The following is an 18,275-nucleotide window of genomic DNA, read 5'->3' on the forward strand; positions in this document are numbered from 1 at the left end:
GTCAACAAAAAAGAAAGCAAACTAAAATCGTGGATGCCGATAACGAAAAATATAGATGGCATCCTTGAAGGTATAACTAAATCAAACTACAAGGGCGGTGAAAAAATGGCTAAAAACAAGAATAACCAATTTAAAAATAATAAAAGTGCTCAGCCAAAAGCAGATGTAGAATTTTCAGGAGAAAATGGACTTGAAAAAATAGCATTAAGAGCCCAAAAAAACCCAAAATAAGTAAACAATATGGGACAGTTAACCTGTCCCTCAAAATTAACCTGATGTTTTTAGGGACACTAACAGTAGAACGTCATAAGATGGTCTTTTTATTTTAGGTAAATACATGGAACTAACGGGTACATTAGTTAAGTGAGAAACAAACAAAAGGAGCAAAATTAGCAGGATAAAGTGAAACTTCCATCAGTAGGGGGTTTTCTTCATCCCCACTGATGGTTAGTTGAACCAATCGGGTTTTTACGGGCAGTTATCCCCCACCTATCTTCTTTGCTTCTCTCTGCATCTTGAGGTGGGGTCTTGCTGCCCGTTAATGCGGGATAAACAAGTAGCTCCACTGTNNACAGTGGAGCTACTTGTTTAGGTTATATTGTCGAATAGATGACGAGTACAACTCGCCGTAGAAATTGTACTATGACATACAATTCTTTTCTAGTTGTAAATTATTCCAAAAATCATTAACTTGATTTCTCTCGCTTTTTCTTCACTTGTCGGTAAAATAATGCAGCACTTAACGGCAGCATACCAAACCAACGATTTAAAAATGGTTCTCTCTCTTCACGGCGCTGTTGCCGCTTTTGTTTTCGGTCAGCTTTTGGAGCATCCATATATGATACGAATTGTTGTGTCATATATCTTATATAATCATTTGTAGACATATCTCTCACCCCTACTAAATTAGTATGTCCACTTTTTTATTCCTTAATCTGCGCTTGAATTTCTTGCACAATTGTTTCAATACTTTTATTTGTCGTGTCTATCTTCAGTACTGCTTCTTCATAATAGGCTTGACGCTTTTCAAATTTCTCTATAAATGATGATATGTTTTCTTTTTGAAATAATGGTCTTGTTGTATCTCCGGCAATTCGCTCTGCGATTACATATGGATCACAGTACAAATAAATTACAGTGCCATGTTCTTTCATCCATTGTCGATTCTCAGCTTTTTCGACTATTCCCCCTCCTGTTGTAATAATACAATCCTTTGTCGGCAGTAATTGCAGCACTTCACTTTCATACTTTCGAAAGACATCCTCCCCTTCTTCAGAAAAGATATCTCGAATGATTTTCTTTGTCTTTTCTTCAATGCGTTGATCTGTGTCAATGACCGAGATATGAAGTACACTGCTTAATGCTTTACCGATTGTCGTTTTCCCAGCTCCCATAAAACCTGTAATATATAATGCCCTCATACTATAACCTCTCCTCTTGCCAATTCGTAATCGCTTCGTTATTTGTATTATAACGAAAGCTCACTTTATATGTGAGCTTTCGTTTCGTTATACACTGTAAAGTAATAAAAGCATCCCCATCTACTATTGTGCAATCTCCCTTCGCTTCTCCTTTTTCATACGTATAAAAAAATGTCCTTTTTTCCATTCCAGTTTTTAGCTCTTGTTTTACTTCTGCGATAGCTTGATCCGTTATTTCTTCTAATATAAATAATTCTTCTGCTTCTGCATAAAACTTTTGATCTGATAAGAATATATTTGTCTCATATACAAAGAAAGACATGAGCAACAATATGAGAATAATCGTTCCTGGCATTGTAAATCCACTTTCAGATCTCATCTATTCACCTCAATAACAGAATAACGAGTAACAACACCATCATATACCTTACCACTTATATCCTGCACGCGTATTATCAATGTATGCGCTGTTAATTCATAAGAAATATTCTCTACTTTTTGCAAAAGAACTTCATGTCCCGTCCCATTTACTTTTCGAACAACATTATTTCCAGACATAACATACGTAACACGTTCTCCTGTCTTTGTTTTCAAAAATAATTTTCCGTCGCCATTATTTCCTTCCTCTACTTCTCGAAACTCAATTTGTACTTGCTCTAAAAAAATATTCCATTCCCAATTCGTAACTTGTTTAGAGTAAGGAGTTTCTATAAATAATACGTGAAGACGAGGCAGAAGAAGAAAGAATACCGATAACAATAGAAAGCACATCATAACTTCTAACAACGTAAATCCCTTTTCTTTTTTGCTATTTTTTAACATAGCGACACCGTTCAATTTCTCGTCGTTTAATATCTTTCCATCGTACACATACCTTTTCATCCTGCCATTGAATTCTATATGTCACATTCTCATATTGTTTTTCTATTACTGGTGAAATTACATGATGATACATATATGTGGCCGCTGCTTCTTTTAAGAATAGCTGTGCGTTGTACCGAAGTTGAATATTTTTTCGTTCTTGCATAATGAGAAGCGTTTGCGGAAGCAAGAGTGAGACCGTCATCATTAGTAAGCTAAGGGACACAAGGATCTCCAGCATAACAGAACCTTTTTCACACTTCATAATACGTAAATCTTCCTCTCCCAAGCTGAAATACGATATAATACGTTTTCGTTTTATAAGAAACAATAATTGTGCCGCCTCTATTAATATTTCCATCAGCACCGTAAGTCATTGGATTTGGAAACGTATTTAGGTTCACCTGTATGTCAGATGAATAGTAACGAACAAGAACAGGATCTGTTTCTCCTGAAGATGTAACGCTATACTTTCCCTGATTAGGAAACCATCGTAACGTATGACGATTACGATGGCTTATCGCTGCTTGCTGCATAAAAAGGATGTCTTGAGAAAATTGATTCATAAACTGAGCAATTTTTTGTTTTTCATATATTGAGGATAGATTAAAGTATGTTACAACACTTAATATAGAGATAGCACTTAATACGATGAGCATTTCTAATAACGTAAAGCCATTTTTCTTCACGATTTCCCTGCAACTGTAACTTCCCCATCTGTCGTATTAATTGTAATACTCTCACCTTTTGGGCAAGTTTTAGATGTAATATATTTACCATCGTATAACTCGTCTACTGTTGGGATTTTATTATATTCTAATTGATACGCTTGTACTTGCGCTTCAACAGACTTTACAAAGGCGTCGCATCCCTTTCCTTGTACAGAAGAGCGCTGTTTTACCACATTTGGAATAATAAGAAGCAGCAAAACAGAAATCACAAGCATAACAAGCAACATTTCTAACAGCGTAAAGCCTTTTTCATTTTTCACAGAACAAGCCTCCTAAATAGAATCCATCATTTGAAACATCGGCATAATCATCGCCAAATACATAAGAATAACAACCATTCCGATACATCCAAATAAAAGAGGTTGCACAACAAATAAAATACGATTAATTTTCTCTTCCATCTTTTCTATTATCATTTCACTATAATCGGCAAGCTCAGCCGCCAAATTCCCATTTGCTTGTCCATGTTTAATAATATAAGAAAGCTCCCGTTCGTAGTAAGGCCGATCCATCATAATGAAATCAAGATGTTCGCCTATCGTTAATAATTCCTCTATTTTGAGAGCTTCGCATTGAAAGAATGGATGATGCTTTTGTTCCTTCATTAACGCGAGCGCTTCTAATATAGATAACCCACCTTGCAAAAGGCCGCTTAATTGGACTGCAAAATATTGTGAGTTTGTTAACATAAAAAACTGTTTTATAAGAGGCACTCGCATAAAAATATTCATTCTCCTAACCGGGTGCAACCTCTTTACATACACCATATATATAAGCACTGCAATACCAATTGCCAAAACAACTCCACCCATTACATACGGAAGGACTTGAATAAACGTTAAAATATCATCTGTAAATGAAGAAGAGGACCCGCGAAGTGAACGATATAAAGTTGAAAACTGCGGAAGAAGCACCATATTAAATACGAAGAGGATTCCTAATAGAAACAAGGAAAGAAAAAGTGGATAACGCAATATCTTCATCATATTTTTTTGATGTTTATCTTTTCTGCTGAGTAGTGAGCTTCCTTGTTGCAACGCAAAGGAAATGTCACCATGCTGCTCTGCATAAAATAAATAACTTAAAATGTCTGGATGAAATGCAAGTTTATAGAACACGTCATGCAAGCTACTTCCTTTTCTAAATTCTTCAGCAGCATCTTGAAGCTGTATTTGTTTATGAGGATTTAAGTGGAAATGAAGAAATTCTAATGCATGTAATAAAGAATACCCTTTCTCTAAGAGCTCGCCAAGCCTTCGCAGCAATAAAGCTTGCTCATGTAATCGCCACCTCTCATGTTTAAACATAAACATCTTCTTCAATAAACCCTAGTGCATATCCTTTTCTTAATTCATCTTGAAGCGTTGTATATTGATACATTGCTTGTTTTCCATTCGCTTCCCGAATGACTTCTTTCAGCTCATAACCGTACAATAATTCATAAATGCTTGCTCGGCGTACATGACGCATTTTTTTACATAACGGTGAGCATTTTCCTTTGCAAAATGGACATTTCAATTCCACTAATCGTTGTGCCGCTACCGCTAATAACGATTGTTCAATTTCTTGAAGGGTAATGCCATAATCCATTAAGCGTAATACTGCACTCTTCGCATCATTTGTATGCAATGTCGTCATAACTAAATGGCCTGTTAAACTTGCTCGAACCGCCACCTTTGCCGTTTCTTCATCTCGGATTTCTCCTACTAAAATAATATCCGGGTCATGACGTAAAATTGCTTTTAATCCAGTTGCATACGTAATACCAGCTTTTTCATTAATTTGTATTTGTAATAACCCGTCCTTTTTCTTTTCAACTGGATCTTCAAGCGTAACAATGCGGCGAGTCTGTTCCTTCTTCGCTACTTCTAAAAGGGCATACATCGTTGTTGTTTTTCCTGACCCAGTTGGTCCTGTAAAAATAATTAATCCATGCGAATGATGTAAAAAAGATAGAAGTGTTTTCGCAGAACTTGGGAATAATGAGAGATGCGAGAGGTTTGGCACCGCCGTTTGTAAGTGCATACGAATGACCAAACTTTCATGATGTATAGTTGGTAAAGTAGAAAGGCGTAAGTATACTTCCTCCTCATTAACTTTCATCTGCAATGAACCATTTTGCGGCTTTCTCCTTTCACCAATATCCATAGCTGCTAAAAATTTAAAGTGCAATACAAGCCGTTCGCAAAACTCTTTTGAAATACAGTGCTTTGTTACTAAATCTTTTCCAATACGCAATTGCACAACAGCATCTTCATGACGCGGCACAATATGAAGATCTGATGCACGCAACCGGCATGCTTCTTTCATGATTGTGTCAGCAAACTGTTCGACAGCATTCACTGTTATCCCCTCCTCACTATTTATATATCATGGCCATCATGAAAAGAAAAATGAAGAATTTTCTATTTCTATCAGAAATTTTTCAATTTTCTAAACAAAAATAACAAAAAGTATGTGAAATTATGAACAATTAATGAATCATTACCAAAACCCATTATTATACAACATTATCTATATTATAATGTTGTTATCTCAGATAAACCAATAAAGGTGGCGATCCTCATGGAACAAGCTTTAAAAATTACAAATGTACTATCTGATCCAACACGCTATTATATTTATCAATATATTTCTCAAAAACATAATGAAGTTACTGTACAAGAAATTGCTGATGAATTTGATATTCATCCAAATGTTGCGCGTTTACACCTCTCTAAGCTAGAAGATGTAAATATGTTAAAATCAGAAACAAAAAAAACAGGTAAAGGTGGCAGACCAAGCCGGTTATACGCACTATCAGACGATGTGATTCAACTGCAGTTTCCGTTTCGTGATTATCAATTGTTAGCACAAATTGCATGCAATACATTGCTTAGCTTAGGTGAAATCGGTGAAAAAGCACTATATGACACAGGTAAGAAGTTTGGTAAAGAATTAATGGAACAACATCTACATCGGCTAAACATTAGCGAAAATGAATTAACAGTAGAACAAAAAATACAAATTGCGAAAGAAGCTTTAACAACAGCCGGATTATCTCCGACATTTGAATTAAGCATTGATGAAACAAAAATTTTCTATGATGTATACAATTGTCCATTTAAAGAAGTTGCCATTCACCATCCAAAAGAAATTTGCAACATGCACGTCGATATGATGACAGGCATCTTTGAAATTTTATTCCCGAACATGGAATTAACCCGCAATGAGAATATGCTAGAAACAGGTTGTAAATCTTGTAATTATCATCTTCATATGTAAGATAAGAAGCCAGATTATACTGGCTTCTTATTATTTTGCAAATGTTTACAATAGTTAGAAAAGTGCATTATAATAAAAGAAGTATTAAGTTCATATAGAAGGAGGGGAATGGGATGGAGCGCATGTTTCGCGTTCTCGGCTTTTGGACTGGTATTTTTTCAGTCATGTTTTATCTAGGGGATTTGTATGGGGCAGCACTATTGTTTTTAGGACAAACAGGATTTTTTGTACTTTTAAGTTATTTAAAATTAACAGAGCGCATGTACATTTATGTATTCGGCGCATATTTAACAGTTTTCTTCATTGGATTTACATACTATACGACATTCCTTCTTACACCAGGAATAGGACATTAAGATGGCATATACGCCATCTTTTTTTTATATCTAACTCATTTCACAGTTGACTTATAGGTTTTATTGGAATATATTTGTATGTAACAGATTTGAAGGAGGAAAACAGTATGAATACATTGTTAGTTAGCATAAACGTTGTAATTATGCTCCTATTAGTCAGCGTGTTATATTATATGCAGCGTAAGCACGTTTCTTTTAATAAACGTGTATTTACCGCACTCGGACTCGGAATTATATTCGGACTTATTTTACAATTTTTTTATAAACCAACTTCTGAAGTCATTATCCAATCTAATAATTGGTTTAACTTAATTGGAGGCGGTTATGTTAAGTTATTACAGATGATCGTTATGCCGCTTATTTTAGTTTCTATTCTTTCAGCGTTTACAAAATTAAAACTAACAAATAATCTTGGTAAAATTAGCGGTTTTATTATCGGTATTTTACTTCTTACAACGGCAATTGCTGCTGCAGTCGGAATTGCTGCAAGCGCTGGTTTTGATGTGCAAGCAACTGGCTTGCAACAAGGTGATGCAGAAACAGCTCGCTTAAAATTAGTGGAAGAAAAATTCACTTCCATGGAACAAACACCCATTCCGCAAAAATTATTAGAATTACTCCCTGCAAATCCATTTCTAGATTTAACAGGTGCTCGTCCAACATCAACAATTTCTGTTGTCATTTTTGCAGCGTTTATTGGGATTGCCTTCTTAGGAGTGAAAAAGAAATATCCAGAACAGGCAGAACAATTTAAAAAGATGCTCGATGCCGTATATGCGGTCGTAATGCGGATGGTGACATTAATTTTACGTCTTACTCCATATGGCGTACTTGCTCTTATGGCAAAAACAGTTTCAGGTAGTGATATCCAGGCCATTTTAAAGCTTGGAAATTTTGTATTAGCGTCTTACGTAGCACTCATTGTTATGTTTATTATTCACTTATTACTTATCGCTCTTTCTGGTTTAAATCCAATCCAATATTTGAAAAAGGTATTCCCTGTTTTAACATTTGCGTTTACCTCACGCTCAAGCGCAGGTACACTGCCATTAAATATTGAAGCGCAAAAAGAAAAACTAGGCGTTTCAGAAGGAATTGCAAACTTTGCGGCATCCTTTGGTGTATCAATTGGTCAAAACGGATGTGCCGGTATTTATCCTGCAATGCTTGCGATGATGGTTGCACCAACTGTTGGTATCGATCCGTTGCAACCGCAATTTATCTTAACGTTAATTGCCGTTGTTGCGATTAGTTCATTCGGCGTTGCTGGTGTCGGAGGCGGAGCAACATTTGCAGCACTCATCGTACTTTCTACAATGAACTTACCAATTGGAATTGTCGCTCTATTAATCTCTGTTGAACCATTAATTGATATGGGACGCACAGCTTTAAATGTGAGCGGTTCTATGACAGCTGGTTTGATTTCTAGCAAATGGCTCGGAGAATTAGATGTAAATACGTACAATGAAACAGTCAATAAAACTGAAGAAGTTGCATTATAAGAAAAACCCCCTGAACATTCAGGGGATTTTCTTATTTGTATAATCTATTTTTTACAAATACCCATGTTCTTCACACCAATCATGAAATTGCCGAACATCTACATCAATTAAAACAATATCTTTTAATTCAATATCAATATTCATATCGTCAATTACAATCGCATATTTTGTAATGCTCTCCGTATCATTTCGTTTTACGATTCCAATTTGATTCCGATACGGCCCCTCTTTTACATATGCTTTTTGTCCTGTAATATCAAAGTTCAACATCTTCACCTCTTTCATTTGCTCCATTTCTGTATATATATGATGAAACAATGAAAGAGTCTCCTACTTTTTGCTTTATTACAATTATTTTTCATTTGTTTTAATTGTATAAAATATACATAAAAATTCATATTAGAAACACATTGATAGCGCTTTCTAAAATATACTCATGTTATACTAATACAGTGAAACTCCGATTAGTGGGGACTTCACTAATAATCAATTTCACACATCGTTTTTTGTAGGCCTTTATTCTTCACTACCTTTTTGACTTTCTCACAGTCTTGAGGCAGAGGGCTTATTGTCCGCAAATAGCGAGATAAATTGAAATTTCCATCAGTGGGGGTCTTACTGCCCAAAAGTAGCGAGATAAAATCGAATTTCTTAAAGAGGAAAAAAAATGAATACAGTAATCATTACAAAAATCATCGAAACCTTAAAATCATATGGATTTCAAAATGCAGCATATTGTGAAAAAACAAAACAATATTTGTTTCACAACGAGACAGATATTATGAGCGGTTATGCAGAAATAACATATAGCGCTCAATTTGAAAAATTCAGCGTACAAATCCATCCTATTGAAACACATCACCTTACAGAATTGCAAGAAGTCGAGAAGCATATACAATCTTGCATACGAAAGGTTGAGTATTTAAATACAATCATTGAAAAGCAATATAAAAGCGCAGAACGTATACAAAAAAGAACGTGCTAAGCACGTTCTTTCTTTATACATTCATGTTTTCTTTAATTTGAAGACCTGACGCATTCTCTAATAATTCAACTGCTTCTTCTAATGCCATATCAAAAATCGTTTGTTCACCTTCCACATAAGGAAACTTATGAAAACGCTTCTCCATTTTTTTCACTGCATCAGATGAAAACGTCGCACTATCTACACGAAATTCTGATTCCAACAACACAATACAATCTAATAGATGAAATCCTAAACCATTTATAAAGGAAATAAACTTCTCTTTTGACTGCGATGATACAAAAACGTTACGCTCAAGTTCATAAAATAACTCTTCGCCTAAGATCTCTTCCAGTTCATCATCATGTTCACGATTTATAATCTCTTCATACCCATAATCATCAACGAGTTCTTCTACCTCTTCTCCATCTTCAAATAGTAATTGTGCTAAAAGTGCATCTTTCTTATATTCACTTTGCTGTACAACTGTTAGAAAGTTTGTTTTCCACCCTTGTTCTAACTGCATATTTATATCTCCTTTTTATATACTCTTTATTTTTAAATATATACGTTTTTTCAATTGCTTTTTCGCTTTCTCATTACACTGTTTAACAAATGGAGATACGATAGACGCTCTTTGCATCTTACCATTTCTATAAACAAACGGATCAATTAATCGTGCTTTTCCGCCCTTATAACAAATGTCGTATTCTGTATCGTTCTCTTCTAATTCTACTTTTGAATGTAAGGAACTAAGCATCTTCTCAATTTCACTATCTCCACTATTTCGCAACATATGTAATACCGTTTCATCATCGGCTGAAAAATCAGATAGATCCAAAATATTCTTTTGCAGCGCCTCTTGTAATACCTTTGTTAATATATAAGAACCGTATGACGTCAACGGATGTAAAAAGAAATCAATCGTTTCTTTATAATAAGTTTCTGTAAACCATTCTGCTGCCTGTACAGAATGTAAACATATTTGTCCGTTATGAACTGTTACGTCTTCTAAAAAAGAGCACACTTCTTGCTTTGAAATCATTCCATATGTGTATAGATCCCGTAACGTATAGTCCATACGATCTGCACATAAATTCGGCAGAGGTTGTTCTAATAACGTCCATTGTTCCCATTTCTCAATCATTCTATAATCATAGCCATATGTCTGCAAAATAGATGGAATATCTGAAGCTTCAATAACGTCCATAAAAATTTGTTCATGATAATCTTCATCTTGCTCCTCTAATACGCGGTCCACAATGTGAGAAAATGCTGTATGGGATATATCGTGAAGCAAGGCGGCAATTTGTTCTTCTACACTACCACCTAACATTTTCACAAGAATCATAACGCCAACAGAGTGCTCGTAACGTGTTACATTCCACGTTGGATTCACGAGAAAGCTTGCACCACCTTGATGAATCTTCTTTAGACGCTGCACTGCTTTTGATTGCAATAGTTCCGCGAGCACGCCATCTATATGATGTTCACCATATATAGTATCATTAATTGTAATCAAACTTTTGCCCCCTCTAACACTTGTTGAATAAATTCTTCTATACTACCTTCAACTATATGTACTTCTGGTAAATGGTAAAACGTTGTATCTAAAGAATGATTTTCACTATACAAATATACCTTTTTATCCCAAGCAAGTGCCATTCCAAATTCTGTATAACTCTCTTTTCCTCTATCTAATAAAAGCAGAAAAACGTCAGCGTTACGCACAGCTTGTTTTTCTGCTTTTCCAATATCTCTTAATTGTAATCCACTTGTCGCTTTTTCATTTTTTGTCCAATCATATGTATGAATCCACCCTGCTTGTTTCAGTTTATTAGGGCGGACAAGAGGTTTATTTGTAAAGGTTGAAGTAATATAAAATTTCATACTACTTCTCTCCTTATTATATATAAAATAGACGGGAAATCCTTCGTACGCATGAAAAAAGAGGACGCTTACAACTATAACTCTCTTTTTACTTTTTGATTGCTTTTATCATTTAACATATCTAATTCAGCTTTAATTTCTGATTTTTCTAGTTTCCGTTCTTGTGAAAAATTCCGGCTCATATAAACTATAATACTACCAATATATAATACTAAACAAACAACTAGAGCAATATTTTCATAGAGACTTAGCCCCAACGTAGTCACTCCTAATCTCATCCGTATTTTCACGCGTCAACAATTAGAATCCCCCTGTCAAATCTATGTTATTGTAACATAAAGTATGCTGTTATCTCTATTTAAAAAGCATGATCTCTATGAAATCATGCTTTCGTTACGTAATCAATAATCGTTTGCAACGCTTCTTGTCCGTTATACTGCTGCATAGATCTTTTGTACTGCAAACGATGTTTATACAATTCTTCCACATATTCAACAAGTAACGTTTCCGTTAAATCTTCTTCAAATAACACACGTCCATATCCTTGTTTTTCAAACGACTGTGCATTTAAAATTTGATCGCCTCGGCTCGAAGACTTCGGAAGCGGAATTAATAACATCGGCTTTTGCAGTGTTAGAAATTCAAAAATCGCATTGGACCCTGCACGAGAAATGACAATATCTGTTGCTGCTAATATGTCTGGCAGTTCACCATGAACATATTCAAACTGCTTGTATCCTGGCATACTTTCAAGCTTTTCGTCGAGATTTCCTTTCCCGCACAGATGAACAATTTGATACGTTTGAAGAAGATTCGGCAATGCACCGCGCACTGCTTCATTAATGCGTCGTGCTCCTAAACTGCCTCCCATAACCGTAATAACTGGCTTTGATGCAGTGAACCGTAAAAATTGCAGTCCTTTATTACGACTCCCTTGCAAAACCTCTTCTCGCACAGGTGAACCAGTATAGACTGTTTTTTCTTTTGGTAGATGTTTTTTCGCTTCTTCAAACGTAACAAATATTTTTGAAGCAAAGCGAAGAGCAATTTTATTTGCAAGCCCCGGTGTCATATCAGATTCATGTAAAAAAACAGGAACACGGTTTAACCATGCGCCAATTACAACTGGTACAGATACGAAACCACCTTTTGAAAAAATAACATCTGGTTTTAATTTCCGAATGCGTACATACGCATCCATAACCCCTTTCATCACAAGAAAGGGATCTTTAATATTTTTTAAATCAAAATAACGGCGAAGTTTTCCACTTGCTACACCATAATAAGGAATCCCTTCTTTTTCAATGATGGTCTTTTCAATTCCATTATGCGAACCAATATAGCACACGTTCCACCCACGCTTTTGAAAATGCGGTATAAGCGCTAAATTAGGTGTAACATGACCAGCAGAACCTCCGCCTGTAAATATAATCGTCTTCACAGTAAGTCTCCTTTTATAGAAGTTTTACTTTAGATTATAACACACTGAAATAACGTGCTTCTGGATGAGCAAACACCATTGCTGTAACAGAAGCCTCTGGTTCCATCATAAACCCTTCAGTTAAGGAAATCCCAATTTCTTCTGGATAAATGAGACGGAATAATTTTTCTTGATCAGCAAGTTCCGGACATGCAGGGTAGCCAAAAGAAACGCGAATTCCTTGATACTTTGTGCGGAACCGCTCTTCCATCGTCATGTTTGATGAATCTGGAAATCCCCAGCGATCACGTATGAGCATATGCGTTTTTTCAGCTAAGCCTTCTGCAAGTTCAAGGGCAAGCGATTGAATAGCATGGCTGCGCAAATAATCACCTTGCTCTTTCCACCTTTCTGCTACGGCGCGTACGCCTTTTCCAACTGTTACAGCTAAAAAAGCAACATAATCCATTTCATCTCCAACCGGTCGTAAATAATCACCTAACGTCCGGTGCGGTGCCTTCCCTTGTCTTGGGAATGTAAACCGCTCTAATACACGCGTTGGGTCTTTCGGGTCATAAATTAAAATATCTTGGTTTTCGCTTTGTGCAGGAAAGAATTGATATACAGCGCTCGGACGCAACCACGATTCTCCTTCACGAAGCAATTCATCTATTAAGTCATTCAGTTCATGAGCCCTTCTATCCCCTTCTTGCAGCAACTTTTTTACATTCCCTTTTAAACCTAAGTGATGACCAAGTAACATTTGTCGATTTAAAAACGGAGCAAGATGTGCTACTGGAATATCGCGGAGAACGACACGTTTTGTAGAATCTGGTACAATCACTGGCACTAGCGGTAATTTTTCAATTTGAACTGGTACCTCTACTACTTTTTTCTCTTCTTTTGCAACAATATGTAAGTGGCGCTTCGCTTTTTCTTCACGCATCTTTTCGCGTTCCTCTTCGTGTTGCAGACGATTGATAAGATCTAACCCTGTCATCGCATCGCTTGCGTATAAGACAAGTCCTTGGTAAGAAGGAGAAATGCGCGTTTCTGTGAATTTCCGCGTCAGCGCAGCTCCGCCGACAACGATGGGAACATCGATATTTGCTGCTTTTAAATCTTCCGCTGTTGTCACCATCTGCTGCGCAGATTTGACAAGTAATCCTGATAATCCAATAATATCAGGCTTTTGTTCTTTTACCTCTTGAATAATGCGGTCAGATCGCACATTAATACCGAGGTTCACAATATCATATCCATTATTCGATAAAATAATTTCCACTAAATTTTTACCGATATCATGTACATCCCCTTTTACTGTTGCAAGCAATACTTTCCCTTTCTTCGCACTATCATTTGTCTCCATATATGGCTCTAAATAAGCAACCGCCGCTTTCATGCTTTCTGCACTTTGCAACACTTCTGCAACAATTAGCTCATTATTATTAAATAAGCGTCCTACTTCATCCATTCCTGCCATAAGCGGCCCGTTAATAATGTCAAGCGGCTTTCTTCCTTCATCAAGCGCAGCTTGCAAGTCATCGTGTAATCCTTGCTTCGTTCCTTCAACAATATAATGAGATAAGCGCTCATCAAGCGTTAACGTTTCAGCTGCTACGACTTCTTTCTGCTTCACATTTCGATAAAAGTTTGTAAACTTTTCTAACGTTTCTTTCGTTGTTTCAAACAAAAGAGCGTTTGCTAATGCTTTTTCTTCTTCAGAAATAGAGGCATAGCGCTCTAGTTTTTCAGTATTAACAATTGCATAATCTAAGCCTGCCTTTGTGGCATGATATAAAAAGACTGAATTTAATACTTCGCGTCCTGCTGGTGGTAAACCAAACGAAATATTACTTACACCTAATATCGTTAAACACTCGGGCATCGCTTCTTTTATAAGCCGAATGCCTTCAATTGTTGCTGCCGCTGAACCGATATATTCTTCATCACCTGTTCCAACAGGGAATACAAGTGCATCAAAAATAATATCAGATGGACGTACCCCGTATTTTGTTGTTAATAATTCATAACTTCTTTTGGCAATTTCTAGCTTCCGCTTGGCCGTTACCGCCATACCAATTTCATCAATTGTTCCAACAACAATAGCGGCTCCGTACTGTTTAATAAGTGGAATCACCTTTTCAAAACGCTCTTCTCCATTTTCTAAGTTAATGGAGTTAATCACTCCTTTTCCTTGCAAATAAGTAAGAGCTCTCGCCATAACTTGTTCGTCTGTCGAATCGATCATAATTGGCACCTTTAATACTTTCGTCACAGCTTGCAGGAAATTCTCCATATCTTCTATTTCATCACGATCTGGATCTGCCATACAAATATCGATAATATGGGCATTTTTCTTTACTTGTGCCCTTGCTACTTCTGCTGCTTCTTCAAAATTCCCTTCTGCAACAAGACGTTTAAATTTCCGTGAACCAATTACATTCGTACGCTCCCCAACGAATAACGGGCGCATTGCATCTTCATATTGCAACGCTTCAAGCCCGCTAATTCCATGCCCTTTTCTTTCTTGCTTCACACGTGGCTGAAATGATAGCAACGCCTCTTTCATCGCACGAATATGTGCTGGCGTCGTTCCGCAACAACCACCAACAATGTTGACCCAACCTTCTTCTGCAAACTGCTTCACTTTATATGCAAGCGAATGCGGCGATTCATGATAATGACCGTCTTCATCCGGAAGCCCAGCATTTGGATAACAAGAAATATAGCACTCTGATAACTCTGCAAGTGAACGAATATGTTCTCTCATAAACTCTGGTCCTGTTGCGCAGTTTAGCCCTACTGATAATGGATTCATATGCTCTACCGATAAGTAAAATGCCTCAATTGTTTGCCCAGCTAACGTCGTTCCCATCGGTTCAATTGTTCCGGAAATCATAAGAGGAACTTTTTTCTCTGTCTCGATAAATGCCTTTTCAATTCCTAAACAGGCTGCTTTTACATTTCTCATATCTTGACTTGTTTCTACAAGTAACAAATCTACTCCACCACGCAGTAACCCGCGCGCCTGTCTTGTATATGCCTCAATAAGCCCTTCAAACGTCACCCCACCCGTAACACTAATCGCTTTTGTCGTTGGCCCCATCGCACCTGCTACATATACTTCTTTGCCGCTCTCTATTACAGCTCGTTTCGCTAATTGAGCTGCCTTTTCATTTAACTCCTCATCTAAGTGAGAGATATTATAATCACTTAGTACAATGTTCGTTGCACCAAATGTATTCGTTTCAATAATATCTGCTCCTGCTTCGATATACTCTTTATGAATATGTATAATAACATCTGGGCGTGTTTTTACTAAATATTCATTACAGCCTTCATACTCTTCACCACCAAAATCTGCAGCTGAAAGGTCTTCTTGTTGAATCATCGTTCCCATTGCACCGTCTAAAATTAAAATTTCTTGCTGCAATCTTTCCTCGATTGGTCTCATACATTTATTCCTTCTTTCTGCTCTTTCTTCGCTTGAATATACCTAACAAGTGCTTCTGTCACTTCGTACTTTAAAAATGGTGTAATTAAATAAATACCGTTAAATAATTCCATCGCGACATCAATTAACTCTTGAGATATAAGAATTCCTTCTGCCACTGCTTCTTCTGACGTTCTATGCCCGTCCATACGCCTTCTCACTTCTTCTGGAAGAGTAATACCTGGTACTTCAAAATGTAGAAAATCTGCATTTCGTTTACTTACAAGTGGCATAATGCCAATAAAAATCGGCTGTTCGATATGCTTCGTTGCTTCATATACGTTTCGAATGACTGCCGCATCATAAATGGGCTGCGTTAAAAAATACTCAGCGCCAGCTACAATTTTTTTCTCCATGCGTTTTACAGCTGCTTCTATATGTCTTACATTCGGATTAAAGGCTCCGCCCACTGAAAAATGAGTAGCTGCTCCAATTGATTTCCCTAAAATAGAACGCCCATTGTTCATTTCTTTAATCATTTTAATAAGCTCTACAGAAGAAAGGTCATATACAGATGTTGCACCCGGAAAATCACCAACGCGTGCTGGATCCCCTGTTAATGCCAATACTTCCTCCATACCGAGCGCTGCTAATCCAAGTAAATGAGACTGCAGCCCGATCACATTATGATCACGGCACGTTAAATGGGTCAATACAGGAATATCATGCTTTGTTAATAACGCACCCATCGCCATATTTGATACACGCGGTGATGCTAAGGAATTATCTGCTAACGTAATAGCATCTGTTCCCGCACGCTTCAACGCTTTTGCTCCTTCAAAAAACCGTTGCGTATCCAAAGTTTTTGGCGGATCAAGCTCAACAATCACTGTCGTTTCTTTCTTCGCTTTTTCTGCTAATGTAATTCGATTCACTGTATTTACACGCTTCGTTGCTATTACTTCTGCACGCTTTACAACTTCTTTAGCTGTTACAGGACGCTCATTTTTAAGTGCCCGCTTCATTGCTTCGATATGAGCAGGGGTTGTACCGCAACAACCACCAAGTAACCTAACTCCTTGCTTAATAAATTCTGGCGCCATCTCTTCAAAATAAGCAGGGCTTCCTTCATATACATAACGACCTTCTACATATTTAGGAAGACCGGCATTTGGATATGCAGATAAATAACCATATTCAGGAATTGCTATTGTTTTAAAAGATTCGATCATATGAAGCGGCCCTAATTGACAATTTAATCCGACCACATTTGCACCATACTCTATAAGCCGCTTCAATACACCATCTACACTATTTCCATTTTGAGTTGTACCAGCTTCGTGAAGAGCAAGCTGTGCAATAAGAGGGACGTTTGTTTGCTTTCGTAATACTTTCACTGCATGAAGCAATTCAAATTCATCATAAAAGGTTTCTAATAATAGCCCATCAACATTTTCTTCTAGTAAGGCATTTGCTTGCTCTAAGAGCATAAATTCTCGTTCCATATCAGTCGTTGTAACTGCTCCAATGTGTTTCATACCACCGATTGTTCCAACAATTGCATTCTTTTCTGTCACAGCTGCTTTTGCATGTCTTACAGCGGCACGATTAATTTTTCTTACGCGATCCTCCAATCCATACATGCGAAGTTTTCCTTCATTTGCTCCGTATGTATTTGTTTGAATAACATCTGCTCCGGCTGCAACATATTGTTTATGAATCGAAATAATCCGCTCCGGTTCAGATAAATTCAACTCTTCAAAGCAGCTTTGTAAACCATGAGAGTGCAACAATGTTCCCATTGCCCCGTCCCCAATAACAATTCCTCTTTGCAATAAATCTAGTAATTTCACATATCTCCCTCTCTTCTTTCTAATATAAAAAACCCCCTCTTCTCAATGAAGAGGGGGACAGCATTTCATCCTCCTCTCATCATTCAGAACAATTTGTTCTGCAGGTCTTAGCACCGTTTCAAACACGTTGTTTGAAGGTTGCTGGGTTTCACAGGGCCTTTCCCTCCACCACTCTTGATAAGAGTTCATTCTATTGTGAATGCCAAAAGTAAACACTATCCGTTCACTTATTAACAATCTTTGTTAATTTTTTCATTAATTTAGCATGTTGAAGTGAGAAAGTCAACGAAAATAAAGAAAAATAAAATTATTCAAAATATAGTTGCGTTTCTTTCTAAATTTGTTGTAAAGTAAAAAAACATAATAAAAAAACTTCATATTTCGAATTCTTATCGAGAGAGGTCGAGGGACTGGCCCATTGACGCCTCAGCAACCATTAACAAGCTTTTTATTTGTTAATAAGGTGCTAATTCCAGCAAATTGAGAAATGATTTGACAGATAAGAAGAAGACTATATTCGTCATATATAAGCCTTCTTCTTAGAAGGCTTTTTTATTTTGTATAAGGAGGAATTCTA

The 18,275-nt window shown here is 36.7% G+C and carries 21 protein-coding genes, 1 pseudogene and 2 riboswitches; of the genes and pseudogenes, 5 read left to right on the forward strand and 17 right to left on the reverse strand.

The features are described from left to right. Positions 1 to 105: 105 nt before the first annotated feature. Positions 106 to 231: a hypothetical protein gene (locus tag CN326_RS25000; RefSeq protein WP_255258105.1), complete on the forward strand. Its 126-nt coding sequence runs from the start codon at positions 106 to 108 to the stop codon at positions 229 to 231. Between the two features lie 455 nt (positions 232 to 686). On the opposite strand, the gene CN326_RS07035 is transcribed toward CN326_RS25000, so the two are convergent. The 9 genes from CN326_RS07035 to comGA are packed head-to-tail and all read right to left on the reverse strand — an operon-like array spanning position 687 to position 5,356. Next, complete coding sequence (locus CN326_RS07035; protein WP_098307716.1) at positions 687 to 887, reverse strand: YqzE family protein; 201 nt, start codon at positions 885 to 887, stop codon at positions 687 to 689. A gap of 36 nt (positions 888 to 923) precedes the next feature. Then, positions 924 to 1,421 carry a shikimate kinase gene (locus CN326_RS07040; protein WP_098307718.1) on the reverse strand — a complete coding sequence of 166 codons (498 nt, stop codon included), beginning with the start codon at positions 1,419 to 1,421 and terminating at the stop codon, positions 924 to 926. Between the two features lies 1 nt (position 1,422). Beyond that, the gene (gene comGG, locus CN326_RS07045; RefSeq protein WP_098307720.1) at positions 1,423 to 1,800 is read right to left on the reverse strand and encodes a competence type IV pilus minor pilin ComGG; all 378 of its coding nucleotides are present in this window, start codon (positions 1,798 to 1,800) and stop codon (positions 1,423 to 1,425) included. Continuing rightward, positions 1,797 to 2,243, reverse strand: a complete 447-nt coding sequence (gene comGF, locus CN326_RS07050; RefSeq protein ID WP_098307722.1) for a competence type IV pilus minor pilin ComGF — start codon at positions 2,241 to 2,243, stop codon at positions 1,797 to 1,799. Before comGF ends, comGG begins: the two co-directional genes overlap by 4 nt. Next, the gene (gene comGE / locus CN326_RS07055; RefSeq protein WP_098307724.1) at positions 2,230 to 2,547 is read right to left on the reverse strand and encodes a competence type IV pilus minor pilin ComGE; all 318 of its coding nucleotides are present in this window, start codon (positions 2,545 to 2,547) and stop codon (positions 2,230 to 2,232) included. The genes comGF and comGE overlap by 14 nt, the downstream gene beginning before the upstream one ends. After that, complete coding sequence (gene comGD / locus CN326_RS07060; RefSeq protein ID WP_098307726.1) at positions 2,537 to 2,971, reverse strand: competence type IV pilus minor pilin ComGD; 435 nt, start codon at positions 2,969 to 2,971, stop codon at positions 2,537 to 2,539. The genes comGE and comGD overlap by 11 nt, the downstream gene beginning before the upstream one ends. Continuing rightward, positions 2,968 to 3,273, reverse strand: coding sequence for a competence type IV pilus major pilin ComGC (gene comGC, locus CN326_RS07065; RefSeq protein WP_098307728.1), 306 nt, complete (start codon positions 3,271 to 3,273; stop codon positions 2,968 to 2,970). Before comGC ends, comGD begins: the two co-directional genes overlap by 4 nt. A gap of 12 nt (positions 3,274 to 3,285) precedes the next feature. Continuing rightward, complete coding sequence (gene comGB, locus CN326_RS07070; protein ID WP_141524990.1) at positions 3,286 to 4,320, reverse strand: competence type IV pilus assembly protein ComGB; 1,035 nt, start codon at positions 4,318 to 4,320, stop codon at positions 3,286 to 3,288. Continuing rightward, positions 4,313 to 5,356 carry a competence type IV pilus ATPase ComGA gene (gene comGA / locus CN326_RS07075; protein ID WP_098307732.1) on the reverse strand — a complete coding sequence of 348 codons (1,044 nt, stop codon included), beginning with the start codon at positions 5,354 to 5,356 and terminating at the stop codon, positions 4,313 to 4,315. The genes comGB and comGA overlap by 8 nt, the downstream gene beginning before the upstream one ends. Before the next feature lie 222 nt (positions 5,357 to 5,578). Between comGA and CN326_RS07080 the strand changes: the two genes are divergently transcribed. From CN326_RS07080 to CN326_RS07090, 3 genes are all read left to right on the forward strand, one after another. After that, positions 5,579 to 6,277, forward strand: coding sequence for a helix-turn-helix transcriptional regulator (locus tag CN326_RS07080; protein ID WP_098307734.1), 699 nt, complete (start codon positions 5,579 to 5,581; stop codon positions 6,275 to 6,277). Between the two features lie 113 nt (positions 6,278 to 6,390). Further along, entirely contained in the window at positions 6,391 to 6,633 is a 243-nt protein-coding gene (locus tag CN326_RS07085; protein ID WP_098307736.1) for a DUF2626 domain-containing protein, read from the forward strand. 107 nt (positions 6,634 to 6,740) lie between these two features. Continuing rightward, positions 6,741 to 8,135 carry an L-cystine transporter gene (locus tag CN326_RS07090; protein ID WP_098307738.1) on the forward strand — a complete coding sequence of 465 codons (1,395 nt, stop codon included), beginning with the start codon at positions 6,741 to 6,743 and terminating at the stop codon, positions 8,133 to 8,135. Positions 8,136 to 8,186: 51 nt separating this feature from the next. Here CN326_RS07090 and CN326_RS07095 read toward each other — a convergent pair whose 3' ends face one another. Next, on the reverse strand, positions 8,187 to 8,402 hold the full coding sequence (locus tag CN326_RS07095) for a DUF3912 family protein (RefSeq protein ID WP_141524999.1): 216 nt from the start codon (positions 8,400 to 8,402) through the stop codon (positions 8,187 to 8,189). Between the two features lie 400 nt (positions 8,403 to 8,802). Here CN326_RS07095 and CN326_RS07100 point away from each other — a divergent pair, with 400 nt between their 5' ends. Continuing rightward, entirely contained in the window at positions 8,803 to 9,120 is a 318-nt protein-coding gene (locus CN326_RS07100) for a hypothetical protein (protein ID WP_098307740.1), read from the forward strand. A 13-nt stretch (positions 9,121 to 9,133) separates the two neighbouring features. On the opposite strand, the gene CN326_RS07105 is transcribed toward CN326_RS07100, so the two are convergent. The 7 genes and pseudogenes from CN326_RS07105 to CN326_RS07135 all read right to left on the reverse strand — a co-directional run bounded on the left by CN326_RS07105 (position 9,134) and on the right by CN326_RS07135 (position 17,698). Then, positions 9,134 to 9,625, reverse strand: a complete 492-nt coding sequence (locus CN326_RS07105) for a hypothetical protein (RefSeq protein ID WP_098307742.1) — start codon at positions 9,623 to 9,625, stop codon at positions 9,134 to 9,136. Positions 9,626 to 9,640: 15 nt separating this feature from the next. Next, positions 9,641 to 10,618 (reverse strand): HD domain-containing protein, encoded by a 978-nt coding sequence (locus CN326_RS07110; protein ID WP_141525000.1) that lies wholly within the window; start codon positions 10,616 to 10,618, stop codon positions 9,641 to 9,643. Then, positions 10,618 to 10,989: a group-specific protein gene (locus CN326_RS07115; protein ID WP_098307746.1), complete on the reverse strand. Its 372-nt coding sequence runs from the start codon at positions 10,987 to 10,989 to the stop codon at positions 10,618 to 10,620. Before CN326_RS07115 ends, CN326_RS07110 begins: the two co-directional genes overlap by 1 nt. A gap of 74 nt (positions 10,990 to 11,063) precedes the next feature. Beyond that, a pseudogene (locus CN326_RS07120) lies at positions 11,064 to 11,286 on the reverse strand (DUF3966 domain-containing protein). A gap of 85 nt (positions 11,287 to 11,371) precedes the next feature. Beyond that, positions 11,372 to 12,430: an undecaprenyldiphospho-muramoylpentapeptide beta-N-acetylglucosaminyltransferase gene (locus CN326_RS07125; protein WP_098307750.1), complete on the reverse strand. Its 1,059-nt coding sequence runs from the start codon at positions 12,428 to 12,430 to the stop codon at positions 11,372 to 11,374. 34 nt (positions 12,431 to 12,464) lie between these two features. Further along, entirely contained in the window at positions 12,465 to 15,866 is a 3,402-nt protein-coding gene (gene metH / locus CN326_RS07130) for a methionine synthase (protein ID WP_098307752.1), read from the reverse strand. Next, positions 15,863 to 17,698, reverse strand: coding sequence for a bifunctional homocysteine S-methyltransferase/methylenetetrahydrofolate reductase (locus CN326_RS07135; RefSeq protein ID WP_098307754.1), 1,836 nt, complete (start codon positions 17,696 to 17,698; stop codon positions 15,863 to 15,865). The genes metH and CN326_RS07135 overlap by 4 nt, the downstream gene beginning before the upstream one ends. A gap of 73 nt (positions 17,699 to 17,771) precedes the next feature. After that, a riboswitch (SAM riboswitch) is annotated at positions 17,772 to 17,882 on the reverse strand. A 202-nt stretch (positions 17,883 to 18,084) separates the two neighbouring features. Continuing rightward, a riboswitch (SAM riboswitch) is annotated at positions 18,085 to 18,204 on the forward strand. The last annotated feature ends 71 nt before the right edge of the window (positions 18,205 to 18,275 follow it).

The organism is Bacillus sp. AFS018417 (genome assembly GCF_002560985.1).
Lineage (GTDB): Bacteria > Bacillota > Bacilli > Bacillales > Bacillaceae_G > Bacillus_A > Bacillus_A rhizoplanae.

Excerpts from the sequence above, each read along its gene's own strand:
- CN326_RS07080 (WP_098307734.1), top strand. The coding sequence starts at position 5,579 with ATGGAACAAGCTTTAAAAATTACAAATGTACTATCTGATCCAACACGC.
- CN326_RS07090 (WP_098307738.1), top strand. The coding sequence starts at position 6,741 with ATGAATACATTGTTAGTTAGCATAAACGTTGTAATTATGCTCCTATTA.
- CN326_RS07040 (WP_098307718.1), bottom strand. The coding sequence starts at position 1,421 with ATGAGGGCATTATATATTACAGGTTTTATGGGAGCTGGGAAAACGACA.
- CN326_RS07085 (WP_098307736.1), top strand. The coding sequence starts at position 6,391 with ATGGAGCGCATGTTTCGCGTTCTCGGCTTTTGGACTGGTATTTTTTCA.
- CN326_RS25000 (WP_255258105.1), top strand. The coding sequence starts at position 106 with ATGGCTAAAAACAAGAATAACCAATTTAAAAATAATAAAAGTGCTCAG.
- CN326_RS07105 (WP_098307742.1), bottom strand. The coding sequence starts at position 9,625 with ATGCAGTTAGAACAAGGGTGGAAAACAAACTTTCTAACAGTTGTACAG.
- comGB (WP_141524990.1), bottom strand. The coding sequence starts at position 4,320 with ATGTTTAAACATGAGAGGTGGCGATTACATGAGCAAGCTTTATTGCTG.
- comGG (WP_098307720.1), bottom strand. The coding sequence starts at position 1,800 with ATGAGATCTGAAAGTGGATTTACAATGCCAGGAACGATTATTCTCATA.
- comGE (WP_098307724.1), bottom strand. The coding sequence starts at position 2,547 with ATGAAGTGTGAAAAAGGTTCTGTTATGCTGGAGATCCTTGTGTCCCTT.
- CN326_RS07100 (WP_098307740.1), top strand. The coding sequence starts at position 8,803 with ATGAATACAGTAATCATTACAAAAATCATCGAAACCTTAAAATCATAT.
- CN326_RS07035 (WP_098307716.1), bottom strand. The coding sequence starts at position 887 with ATGTCTACAAATGATTATATAAGATATATGACACAACAATTCGTATCA.
- comGF (WP_098307722.1), bottom strand. The coding sequence starts at position 2,243 with ATGTTAAAAAATAGCAAAAAAGAAAAGGGATTTACGTTGTTAGAAGTT.
- metH (WP_098307752.1), bottom strand. The coding sequence starts at position 15,866 with ATGAGACCAATCGAGGAAAGATTGCAGCAAGAAATTTTAATTTTAGAC.
- CN326_RS07115 (WP_098307746.1), bottom strand. The coding sequence starts at position 10,989 with ATGAAATTTTATATTACTTCAACCTTTACAAATAAACCTCTTGTCCGC.